Raw genomic sequence first — 14,449 nt, 5'->3', positions numbered from 1 at the left:
CTGCGGGGCAGGTCAATAATGGTCACCGCCGCCCTCGCCATAGGTGCGCAGCACCGCGCAGGCCTGGTCGCGATGCACGTCGCGCACCACCTCGATGCCGCGACGGGTGAGCTCGCCCACCCAATCGGCCGGCAAGGGGCCTTCGTCGAATTCGGTCAGCGCCATCACGTCTTCGGCGCGTGCGCCGATCAGCAGGCGGTCGATGCCGGCCCACACCGTGGCGCCGTAGCACTGGCAGCACGGCTGCGCCGAGGTGGCCAGCGTCACCGGCGACAGCACATCGTTCAGGCGCGGCGTCTGCAGGCGTTGCTGGGCAAGCATGTAGGCCATGTTTTCGGCGTGCGCCAGCGAGGTGGTCTGCGGCACCACGCGGTTCACCGCCGCGGCGATGATGCGGTGGTCCGGGCCGAACACGACCGCCCCGAACGGGCCGCCGCTGCGCTCATGCACGTTCATCCGCGACAGGTCGATTGCCAGCGCCACCTTGTCCTCGTCGCTGGGATAGGCGCGGCTGTCGTCGACATGCGCGTGGATCCAGTTGGGCAGCGTGAGGTGGACTTGCGCGTAAAGCATCAGTGGACCATTTCTGTAGAGGGGGGAGCGGGGCGCAGTGTATCGGCCTGGGCGTCCTTTGCGGCACATTGCCCGGCCACGCACTGGCAGGCGCTGATCTCGCGGAAGCCGCACACGCTCATCATGCCGCTGGCCTGGCATTGCGCCTGCACGCCCTTGGGGTCGGTGGCACTGTTGACGTTGACGCAGGCCGGAAATGCGCCGCAGCAGTTGCCGACGTTCTTCACCGTGCAGTCGGCGTCGGTGCGACAGGTGGTGGTCACGGTGATCGGCTTGCCGCTTGCCGGACCGCTTGCCGGACCGGTTGCCGAGCCGGTCGCTGGAGGCGGCGTGGCCGTATCGGCCGGCGGTGCGGCGCAGCCGACCGACATCAGACAGGCCAGCAACAGCATCGAGCTCAGACACCGGGATAAAAGACGGGACATGCGGCCGCTCCGATCAGGACAGGTGAGCGGCCATGGTAAGCCCCTGCTGCGTGGAGTGCGGCTGGATCTGGGCACCGGCACACATCCGGGGCGCCGGGGCCTGCGCGCGTTGTGCCCGATGGGCCGGCTGTGGCGGGCGCGTGGCCGGGACACGCCTGCAGCGTCGGTGCAGTCAGCGCTGTCTGCGCAGTGCCCGGTTGCAGCGGGTGGCAAGGTCCAGTTGCTGCATGCTTTCGTCGCGGCGATCGCTGGGCAGATCGTCCTCAGACCGGCCCGGAAGCAGCGTGCAGAACACCTCGGCCGGGGTCACCGCGGTCGAGGCGGGTGGCTGCGGCGAGCAGGCCGCCAGGCCGATCGACAGCGAAAACACCGCGCTACGCAGCGTGTTTGCAGGCGGGCGGGAACATGGTTGGGGGAGGCACATGGCGGCGTTCCTGACGGACACAGCCTGCAATCTAGGCCGCTGCGCGCATCAGCCGCCGGCGTCATTTCGCTTCCGCATGCAGTGCTGCGCACCACAGCACGCCGACCAGCAGGCAGGCGATGGCGGCCAGCTCCAGCGGCGTGGGCAGGCGCATTTCCCAGGCAAAGCCGTACAGCAGCGCAAACACCGTTTCGAACACGATCATCTGGCCCACCAGGGTCAGCGGCAGTACGCGGCTGGCCCGGTTCCACAAGGCGTTGCCGATCACCGAGGCCAGGATGCCCAGCAACAGCGAAATGCCCCAGAAACCCGCCCAGTCGATCGGCGCATGTGGCGCGCTGCCGAGCAGGGCAGCCGGCGCCAGCAGGAGTGCCAATGCGCCGGTGACCACGCCGGTCAGCAGCGACCAATCGCCCCCGGACAGGTCCGGCCGCCGTCGTAGCCAGCGCGCATTGCCGATGGAATAGGCCGACCACGACGCCAGCGCACCGAACGCACAAAGCAGGCCGGCGATGCGGGTGGCGCGATCGCTGGCGTGGTGACCGGCATCGTGCTGCAAGGTGTCCAGGGCGACCAGCGCCACGCCGATGACGCACAACACGCATGGCGCAGCCAGGCGTCGCAGTTGCACCGCGCCTGCGGCACGCGTGCCGATCACGGTGACCACCACCGGCAACAGGCCGATGATCAGCGCGGTCGCCGCGCTGCCGGCCCACTGCACCGCGCTGCCGAGCAGCACGTAATAGATCAGGTTGCCCAGCAGGCTCAGACGCACCAGCGCCCACCATTCGGCCCGCCCCAGCCGTGCAGCGGTCTGCCGCGCGCGCGGTGCCAGTACCAGGGCGGCGACCGCGCCATAGGACAGATAACGGGCAACGGCCAGTTGCAACGGCGTAAATGCCGCCAGCAACTGCGGCGCCAGAAACACCAGTCCCCATAGCGCGCCTGCACCGATGCCGCAGGCAACACCGACCATCAAGCGCTCACGCATCGTGCTGCTCCTTCATGCCATGCGCCATGCAATGAAGTGCGGCACGCAGTCTCCATTGCGCTTGTTCATTACTTCAAAAGACACCGCGCTGCGGTGGCTTCGCGCTGCTTGCCTGATCTGCGGTGACAGCCATCAGCGGCCGATCGCGCCAGCCAGGCCGGCTTGGCTGCCTGACGCCATATCCGCGCCGGACGGCTGGCCCCCGGCGCGGTTCCGACTCACTTGGCCCAGGTGTCGCGCAGGGTCACGCTGCGGTTGAACACCGGCGTGGCAGCGCTGTGGTCGCGGCGATCGGCCACGAAGTAGCCGGTGCGCTCGAACTGGAACGACTGCTCGGGCGCCGCCTGCGCCGCGCTCGGCTCCACATAGCCGCGCACGCTGCGCTTGGACTCCGGGTTGAGATAGTCGCGGTAGGTCTTGCCTTCGGACTCGTCATCGGGCTTTTCCACCGAGAACAGACGGTCGTACAGGCGGATTTCCGCTTCCACCGCATGTGCGGCGCTGACCCAATGGATGGTGCCCTTGACCTTGCGGTTGGCGCCCTCCATGCCGGGACGCGATTCCGGATCCAGCCAGCCGCGCAGCTCGACGATCTCGCCCGCAGCGTTCTTGATCACCTCGTCCACGCGCGCAATGCCGGCGCCGCGCAGGCGAATCTCGCCACCGGGCACCAGGCGCTTCCAGCCCTTGGGCGGGACTTCGGCAAAATCCTCGCGCTCGATCCACAGCTCGCGTGCGAACGGCACCTCGCGCGTGCCGAAGCTGTCGTCCTTGGGGTGATTGGAAAACTGCAGCGTCTCGGCGTGGCCCTCGGGCAGGTTGGTCAGTACCAGCTTGAGCGGGTCGACCACCGCCATGCGGCGCGCCGCGGCCGCATCCAGATCCTCGCGCAGGCAGCCTTCCAGCACCGAGAAATCGATCAGCGAGTTCTGCTTGCTGATGCCGACCCGGTCCACGAACAGGCGCATCGCCGCCGGCGTATAGCCGCGCCGGCGCAGGCCCTGCAGCGTGTACATGCGCGGGTCGTCCCAGCCGTCCACCAGCTGTTCTTCCACCAGCGCGGTGAGCTTGCGCTTGCTCATCACGGTGTAGTTGATGTTCAGGCGCGAGAACTCGATCTGGCGCGGCTTGGCGGCCTCGCGCGGCAGGCCCTTGTCCAGCAGCGGCTGCAGCAGTTCCGGATGGCCGGCCAGGTCCACCTTGTCCACGCACCAGTCGTACAGCGGGCGGTGGTCTTCGAATTCCAGCGTGCACAGCGAATGGGTGATGCCTTCCACCGCATCGCCCAGCGAATGCGCGAAGTCGTACATCGGGTAGATCGGCCAGGCGTTGCCGGTGTTCTGGTGCTCGACATGCTTGATGCGGTACAGCGCCGGGTCGCGCAGGTTGATGTTGCCGCTGGCCATGTCGATCCTGGCGCGCAGGGTGCGCGCGCCATCGGGGAATTCGCCGGCCCGCATGCGCCGGAACAGGTCCAGGTTTTCCTCGACGCTGCGCTCGCGAAACGGCGAATTGCGGCCGGGCTCGGTCAGCGTGCCGCGGTACTCGCGTACCTGTTCGGCGGACAGGTCGCAGACGAAGGCATGGCCGTCGCGGATCAGTTTTTCCGCAGCCAGGTAGTACACCTCGAAGTAGTCCGAGGCATGGCGCAGCTGCGCCCATTCGAACCCCAGCCAGCGCACGTCGTCCTGGATGGCGACCACGAACTCGGGGTCTTCCTTGGCCGGGTTGGTGTCGTCCAGGCGCAGGTTGCACAGCCCGCCGAATTCGGCCGCCAGGCCGAAATCCAGGCAGATCGCCTTGGCGTGGCCGATATGCAGATAGCCGTTGGGCTCGGGCGGGAAGCGGGTGCGGATGACCGTGTGCTTGCCGCTGGCCAGATCCTCGCGGACGATCTGGCGGATGAAGTCTTTCTTCTCCGCCGGGGCGGTGGCGTCGGTGGCTAGGGTCTCGGACATGCGCGCATCAGCAATAGGTAAACCGCAAGTTTAGGCGGTGGCACCGGTTTAGGGGTAGGCGGCGGCGGATGTTGCGTGGTGGGCTGGTGCTTTCCGCTGTGGCGTGAAGCGCCAGCAGGCCCGTTGGCCGGTGCCACCAACGCCACCCAGTGGGGCCATGGGCCTGCTCAAGTCCGCTATTGGCTGCAACATGTGGCTGTCGGCGAGACGGTCGCGCCGGTGGGTGAAGGCGTGCCGGGAGCGCCCGATCGGCCACGGCTGGCGGTCGCCGGCCCCGACGCGTACGCTGCGCCGACCTTCTGCAGCGAGCAGCGCATGCCTTTGCCCCGCCTGGTGATCGGCGACAAGACCCTGTCTTCCTGGTCGCTGCGCCCGTGGCTGCTGATGCGGCACTTCCAGGTACCGTTCGAAGAAGTCCGCCTGCCGCTGGATACGCCCGAGTTCCAGGCGCGCATTGCCGGTTATTCGCCGACGCGCAAGGTGCCGGTGCTGTGGGACGACGCCCTGCATGTCTGGGACTCGCTGGCGATCTGCGAGTACGTCAACGAGCGCTGGCTCGCCGGCCGCGGTTGGCCGGCCGAGCTGTCGGTGCGGGCGCAGGCGCGGGCGGCTGCGGCTGAAATGCATTCGGGCTTCGTCGCGTTGCGCACCCAGCTGCCAATGAACCTTGCTCGTCAGCCCGGCCCCGCCCACTGGGACGCGGCCGCCGAGCGCGACATCACCCGCATCCAGGCGCTATGGGCCAGCCTGCGCGCCGAGCACGGCCATGCCGGGCAGTTCCTGTGTGGCGACTTCGGCATTGTCGATGCCATGTTCGCCCCGGTCGCGTTGCGTTTTGCCAGCTACGGCGTACCACTGTTCGAGACTGCCGGGGATTACCTGGCCGCGCTGGATGCGCTGCCGGCACTGCGCGAGTGGACGCAGGGCGCCGAGCGCGAACGCCTGGAGCGCGGCTGACATGCAGATCGCGTACCGCGCCAGCCACATCATCGACGCGCACCTGGCCAAGCACGCGTTGGAAGATGCCGGCATCACCGCCTTCGTGTTCGGCGAATCGCTATTGGGCGGTGCCGGCGAGCTGCCCGCCTTCGGCGTGCTGCAGGTCTGCGTGGCCGACCTGCACCTGAGCCAGGCGCAGGCGGTGCTGGCAGACATCGGCCTGTGCGGCGAGGTCACCCGCGCGCTGTAGCGCAGCACCAGTCGTAGGAGCGCACCCGGGCGCGACGGGCGTTACCGGGAAAGCCTCGTCGCGCCCGGGTGCGCTCCTACGCTGGTAGGCGCTCGGGATTGATGGCGCGCATCATCCCGGCTGATGCTACCCGTTGGCGGCCCTCGGTCAGTGCGGCGAGGCACCCGCGCGCTGTAGCGCAGTACCAGTCGTAGGAGCGCACCGGGGCGCGACGGGCGTTACCGGTAAAGCCTCTTCGCGCCCAGGTGCGCTCCTACGACGTGCACCCATCATCCTGGCTGACGCCACCCGGGCGGCGCGGCCTCCGGCGCCGCCAGCGCCCGCAGGCGTTTGAACAGCACGGTGGTTTCGGCCACGTTCCAGACCCGTAGCGCGACCTCGAAGGTGTCCAGCGGCTTGGTCAGAAAGTCCTTGGCACCCAGGCCGAGGGCGCGGTGGCGCGCGCTGCGGCTGGGGTCGGCGGTGAGCACGATCACCGGCAGGAAGTGGCCCGGATCGGACAGCCGCGCCAGTTGTTCCAACAGCGCGTAGCCGTCGAGCTCGGGCATCTTCAGGTCCAGCAGGATCAGGTCGGGCGCGAATGCCGACACCAGCCCCATCACCCGCAGCGGGTCGGTGGTGGCGATGACCTGCTGGAAGCCTTCGCGCTGCAGCAGGTCTTCGAGCAGCCGCACATTGGCCGGCTCGTCGTCGACGATGAGGATGCGCGAGCCGAGGATTTCGTCGCGTGTCATGCCAGCAGTCCGTCGATCACAGTGAAGAATTCCGCCACGTCGAGCGGCTTGGTCAGATACGCACGCACGCCCTGGTTGCCGACGCGCGCCAGGGTGGCGGTGGTGGCATCGGCACTGATCACCACCACCGGCACGCTAGCCGTGGCCGCCTGCGCCTGCAGCTCGCGCAGCAGGTCTTCGCCGCTGCCATCGCTCAGATGCAGGTCCAGCAGGATCAGGTCCGGGACACCGTGCTGCAGCAGTTCGCGCGCCTGCGCCAGGCTGGCCGCCTCCAGCAGCTGCCATTGCGGGCGACGTTCGCTGAGGGTACGGATCAGGGCCTGATTGGACGGGTTGTCCTCGATGCTCAGCAGCCGGCACACGCCGCTGCCCGTGTTACTCGGCGGCACGCTGGCGCGCGCCGGCTCGCGGCGCTGCGGTTCGCCCTGCGGCAGCGCGATCCAGAAGCGTGCGCCATCGCGGCTGCTGTCCACGCCGATGCGCCCACCCATCGCCTCGATCAGCCGCTTGCTCAGTGCCAGGCCCAACCCGGTGCCTTCCACCGCCGAGCGCTCTGCACCCAGCCGCTCGAACGGCGTGAACAGCCGCTCGATCTGCGCCGGCGTCAGGCCCGCGCCCTGGTCTGCGACCGTGATGCGCACCTGCTCGCCATCCGGCTGCGCGCTCACCTGCACCTGGCCGCCGGTGCGGTTGAACTTGACCGCGTTCGACAGCAGGTTGAGCAGCACCTGGCGCAGCCGCTGCGCATCGGCACGCACCGTCCACGGCCCGTCGATGGCCGCCGGTTGCAGCGCGATGCCGTGCTTGTCCGCGTCCGGCGCGATCAGGCCCAGGGCCTCGTGGACGGCCGCACGCACCGAGATCGGCTCCGGGCTCAGGTCCAGTTGATCGGCCTCGATGCGCGCGATGTCCAGCAGCTCGGTGATCAGCCCCAGCAGGTGCCGGCCGGCGCCGAGGATATGCTGCAGATGACGGCGGTGCCCGGGTTCGGGCAGATCCATTTCCAGCACCTGCGCATAGCCCAGGATCGCATTGAGCGGCGTGCGCAATTCGTGGCTGCTGCGCGACAGGAATTCGGTCTTTGCGCGGTTGGCGGTTTCCGCTTCGCGCCGCGCCAGTTGCGCTTCGGCCGCACGTGCGGCGAGCAGCTCGCTGGCCTGGGCCAGGCGCTGACCGACCTGGCCCAGCTCATCGCCGGCACGCGGCTGTGGTGCCAGCGGCAGGCCTTCGCCCAGCCGGTCGGCGTTGGCGGCCAGCGTGCGCAGGCGCCCGGAGAGCGCCGAGGCAAACCACGCCACCGCAAACACCGCGCCCAGGCCGCCGAGCATTGCCGCACTCAGGGTGATGATCAGGTTGCGCTGGCGCAGCCCTTGCGCCTTGGCGGTACGCACCTGCAATTGCGCGGTTTCGTAATTGCGCAGTTCGCGCAGTTCGGCACGCAGGATGTCGAGCTTGTACTTGCCGTCCCACAGCTGGCGGATCTCTTCCTCGCGGCTCAGATCCGGCGCCAGCAGACGGCGCCAGCCCTGCATCTTTTCCGCAAACAAGGGCTTGATGCGCGCGAACCGCTGCGCCTGCCCCGGGTCGGTGATGCGTTGCGACAGCCGCTCTGCCACCCGTTGCAGGCGCGGCTCGGCATCGCGGTACGGGGTGAGGAATTCATCGCGGCGCACCAGCCGATAGCCGCGCACGCCGGCTGCGGTTTCGGCCAGTAGCGCATGGGCTTCGTACAGATCGCTCAGCACTTCCAGCGTCTGCCGCACATCGTTTTCGGCAGCGATGTTCTGCCGCTCCACGCTGTAGATCGCCATCAACGCGACCGCCAGCAGCAGCAAGGGCAGGGTCACCACCGCCAGGCTCTTGCGGGTGATCGGCCAATCGTTCCAACGCACCGCCACTGCATTCATAGCGCGAGTCCGGCTTGGACCGCGTACACCGCGGCCTGGGTGCGATCTTTTACCTCAAGTTTCTGCAGGATTCGCTCCACATGCACTTTGACCGTGCCGGGAGAAATCCCCAGTTCAGCTGCCAGGGTGGCATTGGTGAGGCCGCGCGGCAGCAGTGACAGCACCTGTTTCTCGCGCTTGCTGAGCGTACCGAGGCGGTCGTCCTGCACCGGCTTGCGCCGACGCGTGACGAGCGGTTTGGCCGGTTCGGCCACCATCGCCGGCAGCAGCAGTGCGAAGGCCTGCAGCGCCTGGACGTCATCGTTGCCGGGGGCGGGGCGGTTGTCGTTCCAGGCCACGCACAGCATGCCGAGGGTGCTGCCCAGCGCATGGATCGGCATCTTGGCCTCGCGGATATCGGCCGGGCGCGGCGGCATCAGCCATGCGGCCTCATGGCTGTCGCCGGCTGCGCTGGCTCCGGGCGGCAATGCGCGGCCGCGGCTGGCCAGCACCTGCGCACGCGGCCCGCGCTGTGCCAGCACCGCGCCATGTTCCAGGCCCAGCAACAGCAGCACCCGGCCCAGCACCGCGTCGCAGGCCTGCTCCGGCGTCTGTGCCTGGCGCAGCGCCACCGCCGCCTCCCACAGCGCCTGCCAGCGTGCGCTGTCGGATGCCTCGCGTCGCAGCGTCAGGCGCCAATCGCCAGCGTTGGTAGGGGTTTCCATAGGTTCGCTCTAGGCCGATCAGCATATTTGAGTATATGCCACCCGGCAGAATTGTTGGGGCCGCTTGGTTTCGATACTGCGCTTGCCCGATGAGGCACCCCCATCCACCACACGGAGATTTCCCATGCGTCGCACTCTGTTCTCTCTGGTTCTGGCTCTGGCTGCCACCCCGGCGCTGGCTGGCGGCGTGATGCACTACACAGACAAGGCCACGTTGCCGGCAGGCGGCGAAGAACGCGAAGTCGCGTCCCTGTTCGACACCTGGAACGCGGCGCTGGCCACCGGCAATCCGGACAAGGTGGCCGATCTGTATGCCCCGGACGGCGTGTTGCTGCCGACCGTCTCCAACGAGGTGCGCGCCTCGCGCGCGCAGATCGAAAAGTACTTCGAGATGTTCCTGACCAAGAAGCCGCAGGGCGTGGTGAACTACCGCACCGTGCGCGTGCTCGATGACGACAGCGCAGTGGATGCCGGCGTCTATACCTTCACGCTGACCGACAAGGACGGCAAGAAGAGCAAGGTGCAGGCGCGTTACACCTTCGTGTACGAAAAGCGCGACGGCAAGTGGCTGATCATCAACCACCACAGCTCGGCGATGCCGGAAGTGGACACCGCCACCGCCTCGTTGACCAGGAAGTGATGCCGCATCGGTCGTAGTGGCTTGAAAGCCGCTACGGCCGGCGCCATCCAGCAGGCAATCCTCACGATTGCGGAGTTGCACCATGCTGGGAATCGGCGCTTTCAAACAACGTATGCCACGTCCGGGCGAGGCCTTACCCGGACGCGAGCAGGCACTACCGCTCCACAACACCCACCTGATCAACGGCCATCCGTTGCGCGGGGAATTCACCGGCCTGGCCCAGGTGCAATTCGGGCTTGGCTGCTTCTGGGGTGCAGAACGCAAGTTCTGGAACCTGCCAGGGGTGTACACCACGGCAGTGGGCTATGCCGGCGGCGAAACACCCAACGCCACCTACGGCGAAGTGTGTTCCGGGCAGACCGGCCACACCGAGGCGGTGTTGGTGGTCTATGACGCAGAGAAGGTGTCGTTCGCGCAACTGCTGCGCACGTTCTGGGAAAGCCACGACCCCACCCAGGGCATGCAGCAGGGCAACGATGTGGGTACGCAGTACCGCTCGGCGATCTATTGCACGACACAGGCGCAATACGACGCCGCGCTAGCCAGCCGCGATGCGTACCAGCAGCAGCTGGACGCCGCCGGGTATGGCGCCATCACCACGGAGATCCGTTTCCCGGCGCCCACGTTCTATTACGCCGAAGACGATCACCAGCAGTATCTCGCCAAGCATCCCAACGGCTATTGCGGGCTTGGCGGAACGGGAGTGAGCTGCCCGATCGGGCTGGATGCCTGACGGAAAGGCGGGCCGGATTGAAGCGCTGTCATCCACGTGATCGTGGCGGCGTGCCGATGGCCAACAGTGACCGGCAGCTTTCTCACGATCAGGCAGCGCATGGGAGTGCATGCCAGGCAACTCGAATGGCTACGTCGGAGACGACGTGGCCATCTTTTTGTGTGGGGCGTACGCAAGACGCGCCGGCACCGCTGCGGGTGGCCGAGCGGCGAACCGGCCCGGCGGATCATTGCGGTCAATCCTGACGGCCAATCGGTGCAATGGATCGGTGCGGCGACCCGCTCCATCCAGTCAGCGCAGCCAATGCGCCGGGTGCGACTGAATCCGCTGGATCAGACGAACTCACCGGCGAACATGCCGCGCAACTGGGCCAGCATGTCGGTGCGTTCCGGATGCAGCAGTCGCATGCAGGCAAGCGCGAAGCCGACCGGGCTGGTGCCGGGCGCGGTGATCACGCCGTCGGCGGTCACCACCTTTTCGTGCCGGTATTGCGCAGCACCGGCGTACGGCACCACGTGTTCCTGCAGGAAGGCCAGCGCGTTGCTGGTATGCGCGCGTTCGTCGAGCAGGCCGGCATAGGCCAGGGCGATGGTGGCACCGCAGATCGCGGCGACCGGGCGCTGGTGCTGCACGCGCTCGACCAGCAGGCCGCTCAGTCCGGGGATTTCGCCTGCTTGCCAACGCTCGCTGCCGGGCAGGATCCACAGATCCGCATCCAGCGGCGCCAGATCGGAGAGGGCGAAGTCCGGGGTGATGCGCAGCCCGCCGATCGACTGCACCGGCTGACCATCGATGCTGGCGATGGCGACCTGGTCGCCGAACCATTCGCGCGCCGCCGGCAGGACGATGCCAATTTCCCAGTCGGCCACGCCGTCGACCATCACCACTGCAATGTTTGCCATTGTCCGCTACGCCAGTTGAGGAACCCGGATTCTAGGCAGTGCGGGTTGCGCGGGTGTAAGCGATGTGTGGAGAGCGACGTCGATGTGCTCTTCGATCAGACCAAACAGACGCTTGGCAGCCCGGTGGCGGCCGCGCAGGCGTCAACATGCCCGCACGCTCAGCGATGCCCGGCAAGACCCCCTTGGCCGGAAGCAGTTCCCGCGCCAGCCTCGCACGCCGAGCCGGGCGAGAATGGCCGCGGTGGAACGGGTGTATTCGCCTTCGAGAAAGCCATCGATCGGCCGGCATCACCACGCGTCGTGGCGACAGCATGTCATGCAGCCAGACGATGCAAACCAAAACGCCTGCAGCCAGGAGGCTGCAGGCGTCGTCGGTGCGACCCGTGGCGCTGCAATCAGCCGGCGAGCTTGTCGGTGATGGTCTTGCGCAGTGCCTGCAGATCCTTGGCGAAGGCGTCGATGCCGCTGGCCAGCTTTTCGGTGGCCATCGGGTCGGCCGCCAGGTCGGTGGCGAAGCGGTCGCTGTCGATCGGGGTGATCTGCGCGTTGTCGGCCTGCGCAGGCGAGAGCTTGCGCGTCAGCTGGCCGTGTTCGGCATCGAGCTTTTCCAGCAGCTCCGGCGAGATGGTCAGGCGATCGCAACCGGCCAGCGCTTCGATCTGCGCGGTGGAGCGGAACGAGGCACCCATCACCACGGTGGACGAGCCACGCTGCTTGAACTCGTTGTAGACCGTGCGCACGAACACCACGCCCGGGTCTTCGTCGATGCTGGCCGGGGTCTGGCCCTGGGCGACGTAGTAGTCCAGGATCCGGCCCACGAACGGCGAGATCAGGAACACGCCGGCCTCGGCACAGGCCAGCGCCTGCGAGCGGTTGAAGATCAGGGTCAGATTGCAGTCGATGCCTTCGCGCTGCAGCTGGCGGGCGGCTTCGATGCCTTCCCAGGTGGCCGCGATCTTGATCAGGATCTTGTCCTTGGACACGCCACGCTCGGCATACATCGCGATGAACTTGCGCGCCTTGGCGATGGTCGCCTCGGTGTCGTGCGCCAGGTCGGCATCGACCTCGGTGGAGACACGGCCCGGCACCAGTTCGGCCAGCTTGACGCCGACACCGATGGTGAGGCGGTCGGCCACTTCGTTGACGGTGGCGGTGCGGTCTTCGCCGCCATGTTCGCGGCCCCAGGCCAGTTCGCGCTCGATCAGATCGGCATAGACCGGCAGGTCCAGGGCCTTCTTGACCAGGGTGGGATTGGTGGTGCAGTCGACCGGCTTCAGACGCTTGATGGCGTCGTAGTCGCCGGTGTCGGCAACGACGACGGACAGGTCACGCAGCTGGGCAAGCTTGGAGGGAGATGCAGTCATGCGGGTTCTCTCGAATCGTGGAACGGGTCGTGGATAGGACGCAGCGCGCTACGGTAGCGCGCCTGGCGTGGGAAGTCAGGCGCCGGCCAGCGCATGTTGATCGTGCACGGCACTCACGCGCAGACGCAGGTCGCGCCCGTCGGGCGTGCGCCAGTCGATGCTCTGGCCGACCGACAGGCCGAGCAGCGCACTGCCGACTGGCGCAAGCACCGAGATGCGGCCGTGCTGCACATCGGCCTCGTGCGGATACACGAGGGTGAGCGTATGCCGTTCGCCATGCAGCTCATCTTCGCAATCGATGCGGGAGTGCATGGTGACGACATCGCCGGGAATCTGGTCGGGCGGCACGACGCGTGCACGGCCCAGTTCGTCACTCAGCGCGGTGGCGGCCGGGTGCTTGTTGAATGCGGGGGAATCGAGCAGGGCCTCAAGCCGGGCGAGGTCATGGCTGGAAACCAGGATGGACGGCGGCAAGCCGCTGTGGTGCTGCGAAGTCATGGCAATCTCCTTGACGACTACCGCTCGCCGACATGGTGAGCGTCACTCACCAGATGAGGGCGCCGTTGCCCGATCGCAATGCATGGCGAGATGGGGCAGCGCATGCCACCGGTTGAGGCCGGCGCGGCACCGCGCGTTTCGCGCCGTGGCCAGGGATCCGGCAAGCGCGGCAATGCGTCAGCACACCGCCGCGCGCATCAGCGCCCAGCGACGGGGGTGGAGTCCGTCGCGCGTCAATGACGCCGCAGCTGCCGGCCGTGTCCAAATGCATCGCACCGTCACCAGCGGCCAAACAAAAAACGACGCTTGCGCGTCGCTTCTGTCCACTAGCAGGTGAAAACGCATCACGCCAAGCAACCGCAGCCGTGACACGATTCCCGAATCCCGATTCCTAGGCCGCAACCGCCTTGGGGCCCGTCGCCGGCTGGTCCAGCGTGAACAGGCTCTCCGGCAACTCCTTGAACAACTGCGCCAGCTGCTCCAGGAACGCGGTCATGGCCGAGCTGCGGCGCCAGGCCATGGCGATGCGGCGGCTGGGTTGCTTGTCCTCGCGGAAGCGGATCAGGCGGATGTTCTCCGAGCGTGCGACCGGTGGCTTGACCGCCAGCAGCGGCAGCAAGGTCACACCGACGTTGGCGGCCACCATCTGGCGCAGCGTCTCCAGGCTGGTGGCCTGGAACTCGGATTTTTCCAGGGCACCGGCAAGATGGCAGACATCCAGCGCCTGCTCGCGCAGGCAGTGGCCATCTTCCAGCAGCAACAGCCGCTGCTCGGACAGATCGTCCAGCGTCATGCTGTCATGGCGCGACAGCGGATGACCTTCCGGCACGGCCAGCACGAAGGGTTCCTCGAACAGGAATTCGGCATGCAACTGCTCATCCTGCAACGGCAGTGCGAGCAGCGCCGCATCCAGGCGGCCTTCGCGCAGCTGGTGCACCAGCTGATCGCTCTTTTCCTCGATCAGCAGCAGTTCCAGGCGCGGGAAGCGCTCGCGGATCCGCGGCACCACATGCGGCAGCAGGTACGGCGCCAGGGTGGGAAAGATGCCCAGCCGCACCGTGCCCGCTTCCGGATCCTGGCTGCGCCGCGCGGCTTCCTTCATCTGTTCCACTTCGGCCACGATGCCGCGTGCGCGCATCGCCGCCTCGCGGCCGGCCGGGGTCAGCATCACCTTGCGCGGTGCACGTTCCACCAGCGGCACGCCAAGCTCGTCCTCGAGTTTCTTGATCTGTGTGGACAGCGTCGGTTGACTGACGAAGCACGCCGTCGCGGCACGGCCAAAATGCTTGTGGTCGGCCAGGGCGACCAGATATTTCAGGTCACGCAGATTCATGTGCAGCAGCCCTCATTGCGGTGACGGGGACGCCCGGAGCGTAGCGCCCGGCCGGGCCGGGCGCTGGCTCGAGT

The 14,449-nt window shown here is 67.5% G+C and carries 15 protein-coding genes and 1 pseudogene; 4 read left to right on the top strand and 12 right to left on the bottom strand.

The annotated features are described in order from the left end of the window. Nucleotides 1-12 precede the first annotated feature (12 nt). The 5 genes from EO174_RS19915 to EO174_RS19895 form a co-directional block, all read right to left on the bottom strand. Entirely contained in the window at nt 13-573 is a 561-nt protein-coding gene (locus EO174_RS19915) for a nucleoside deaminase (protein WP_126946870.1), read from the bottom strand. Beyond that, the gene (locus tag EO174_RS19910; protein WP_126946867.1) at nt 573-998 is read right to left on the bottom strand and encodes a hypothetical protein; all 426 of its coding nucleotides are present in this window, start codon (nt 996-998) and stop codon (nt 573-575) included. The genes EO174_RS19915 and EO174_RS19910 overlap by 1 nt, the downstream gene beginning before the upstream one ends. Nucleotides 999-1,170: 172 nt before the next feature. Then, nucleotides 1,171-1,422, bottom strand: a complete 252-nt coding sequence (locus tag EO174_RS19905; RefSeq protein ID WP_126946864.1) for a hypothetical protein — start codon at nt 1,420-1,422, stop codon at nt 1,171-1,173. A 61-nt stretch (nt 1,423-1,483) separates the two neighbouring features. Beyond that, complete coding sequence (locus tag EO174_RS19900) at nt 1,484-2,413, bottom strand: DMT family transporter (protein WP_104649468.1); 930 nt, start codon at nt 2,411-2,413, stop codon at nt 1,484-1,486. Between the two features lie 218 nt (nt 2,414-2,631). Continuing rightward, nucleotides 2,632-4,371, bottom strand: coding sequence for a glutamine--tRNA ligase/YqeY domain fusion protein (locus EO174_RS19895; protein ID WP_126946861.1), 1,740 nt, complete (start codon nt 4,369-4,371; stop codon nt 2,632-2,634). 315 nt (nt 4,372-4,686) lie between these two features. On the opposite strand from EO174_RS19895, the gene EO174_RS19890 reads away from it, so the two are divergent. Continuing rightward, nucleotides 4,687-5,328, top strand: a complete 642-nt coding sequence (locus tag EO174_RS19890; RefSeq protein WP_126946858.1) for a glutathione S-transferase family protein — start codon at nt 4,687-4,689, stop codon at nt 5,326-5,328. A gap of 1 nt (nt 5,329) precedes the next feature. After that, entirely contained in the window at nt 5,330-5,560 is a 231-nt protein-coding gene (locus EO174_RS19885) for a DUF2007 domain-containing protein (RefSeq protein ID WP_039409981.1), read from the top strand. Nucleotides 5,561-5,829: 269 nt separating this feature from the next. Here EO174_RS19885 and EO174_RS19880 read toward each other — a convergent pair whose 3' ends face one another. Genes EO174_RS19880 through EO174_RS19870 form a run of 3 tightly spaced genes read right to left on the bottom strand, consistent with a single transcriptional unit; the run spans nt 5,830 to nt 8,905 of the window. After that, nucleotides 5,830-6,294, bottom strand: a complete 465-nt coding sequence (locus EO174_RS19880) for a response regulator (protein ID WP_104585035.1) — start codon at nt 6,292-6,294, stop codon at nt 5,830-5,832. Beyond that, nucleotides 6,291-8,201, bottom strand: coding sequence for an ATP-binding protein (locus EO174_RS19875; RefSeq protein ID WP_126946855.1), 1,911 nt, complete (start codon nt 8,199-8,201; stop codon nt 6,291-6,293). The genes EO174_RS19880 and EO174_RS19875 overlap by 4 nt, the downstream gene beginning before the upstream one ends. Beyond that, nucleotides 8,198-8,905, bottom strand: a complete 708-nt coding sequence (locus EO174_RS19870; protein ID WP_126946852.1) for a response regulator transcription factor — start codon at nt 8,903-8,905, stop codon at nt 8,198-8,200. The genes EO174_RS19875 and EO174_RS19870 overlap by 4 nt, the downstream gene beginning before the upstream one ends. 124 nt (nt 8,906-9,029) lie before the next feature. On the opposite strand from EO174_RS19870, the gene EO174_RS19865 reads away from it, so the two are divergent. Beyond that, nucleotides 9,030-9,545, top strand: a complete 516-nt coding sequence (locus tag EO174_RS19865; RefSeq protein WP_126942295.1) for an SgcJ/EcaC family oxidoreductase — start codon at nt 9,030-9,032, stop codon at nt 9,543-9,545. An 82-nt stretch (nt 9,546-9,627) separates the two neighbouring features. Beyond that, nucleotides 9,628-10,278 (top strand): peptide-methionine (S)-S-oxide reductase MsrA, encoded by a 651-nt coding sequence (gene msrA, locus EO174_RS19860; protein WP_104585043.1) that lies wholly within the window; start codon nt 9,628-9,630, stop codon nt 10,276-10,278. 332 nt (nt 10,279-10,610) lie between these two features. Here msrA and EO174_RS19855 read toward each other — a convergent pair whose 3' ends face one another. The 4 genes and pseudogenes from EO174_RS19855 to EO174_RS19840 form a co-directional block, all read right to left on the bottom strand. Then, complete coding sequence (locus tag EO174_RS19855; RefSeq protein ID WP_104585045.1) at nt 10,611-11,180, bottom strand: type 1 glutamine amidotransferase family protein; 570 nt, start codon at nt 11,178-11,180, stop codon at nt 10,611-10,613. Between the two features lie 395 nt (nt 11,181-11,575). Continuing rightward, nucleotides 11,576-12,544 (bottom strand): transaldolase, encoded by a 969-nt coding sequence (gene tal / locus EO174_RS19850; RefSeq protein WP_119129671.1) that lies wholly within the window; start codon nt 12,542-12,544, stop codon nt 11,576-11,578. A gap of 56 nt (nt 12,545-12,600) precedes the next feature. Continuing rightward, nucleotides 12,601-13,042 (bottom strand): annotated as a pseudogene (gene rnk, locus EO174_RS19845) (nucleoside diphosphate kinase regulator); the annotation flags it as partial. Between the two features lie 391 nt (nt 13,043-13,433). Continuing rightward, a complete protein-coding gene (locus tag EO174_RS19840; protein ID WP_024940621.1) occupies nt 13,434-14,375 on the bottom strand; it encodes a LysR substrate-binding domain-containing protein in 942 nt (313 codons plus the stop codon). Nucleotides 14,376-14,449 lie beyond the last annotated feature (74 nt).

This window comes from Xanthomonas sp. BRIP62418 (assembly GCF_003993495.1).
Classification (GTDB): domain Bacteria; phylum Pseudomonadota; class Gammaproteobacteria; order Xanthomonadales; family Xanthomonadaceae; genus Xanthomonas; species Xanthomonas euroxanthea.
Note: the sequence above shows the minus strand (reverse complement) of the source record. Positions and strands in the feature narration are given on the sequence as shown.

Excerpts from the sequence above, each read along its gene's own strand:
- EO174_RS19915 (WP_126946870.1), bottom strand. The coding sequence starts at position 573 with ATGCTTTACGCGCAAGTCCACCTCACGCTGCCCAACTGGATCCACGCG.
- EO174_RS19910 (WP_126946867.1), bottom strand. The coding sequence starts at position 998 with ATGTCCCGTCTTTTATCCCGGTGTCTGAGCTCGATGCTGTTGCTGGCC.
- EO174_RS19905 (WP_126946864.1), bottom strand. The coding sequence starts at position 1,422 with ATGTGCCTCCCCCAACCATGTTCCCGCCCGCCTGCAAACACGCTGCGT.
- EO174_RS19900 (WP_104649468.1), bottom strand. The coding sequence starts at position 2,413 with ATGCGTGAGCGCTTGATGGTCGGTGTTGCCTGCGGCATCGGTGCAGGC.
- EO174_RS19895 (WP_126946861.1), bottom strand. The coding sequence starts at position 4,371 with ATGTCCGAGACCCTAGCCACCGACGCCACCGCCCCGGCGGAGAAGAAA.
- EO174_RS19890 (WP_126946858.1), top strand. The coding sequence starts at position 4,687 with ATGCCTTTGCCCCGCCTGGTGATCGGCGACAAGACCCTGTCTTCCTGG.
- EO174_RS19885 (WP_039409981.1), top strand. The coding sequence starts at position 5,330 with ATGCAGATCGCGTACCGCGCCAGCCACATCATCGACGCGCACCTGGCC.
- EO174_RS19880 (WP_104585035.1), bottom strand. The coding sequence starts at position 6,294 with ATGACACGCGACGAAATCCTCGGCTCGCGCATCCTCATCGTCGACGAC.
- EO174_RS19875 (WP_126946855.1), bottom strand. The coding sequence starts at position 8,201 with ATGAATGCAGTGGCGGTGCGTTGGAACGATTGGCCGATCACCCGCAAG.
- EO174_RS19870 (WP_126946852.1), bottom strand. The coding sequence starts at position 8,905 with ATGGAAACCCCTACCAACGCTGGCGATTGGCGCCTGACGCTGCGACGC.
- EO174_RS19865 (WP_126942295.1), top strand. The coding sequence starts at position 9,030 with ATGCGTCGCACTCTGTTCTCTCTGGTTCTGGCTCTGGCTGCCACCCCG.
- msrA (WP_104585043.1), top strand. The coding sequence starts at position 9,628 with ATGCTGGGAATCGGCGCTTTCAAACAACGTATGCCACGTCCGGGCGAG.
- EO174_RS19855 (WP_104585045.1), bottom strand. The coding sequence starts at position 11,180 with ATGGCAAACATTGCAGTGGTGATGGTCGACGGCGTGGCCGACTGGGAA.
- tal (WP_119129671.1), bottom strand. The coding sequence starts at position 12,544 with ATGACTGCATCTCCCTCCAAGCTTGCCCAGCTGCGTGACCTGTCCGTC.
- EO174_RS19840 (WP_024940621.1), bottom strand. The coding sequence starts at position 14,375 with ATGAATCTGCGTGACCTGAAATATCTGGTCGCCCTGGCCGACCACAAG.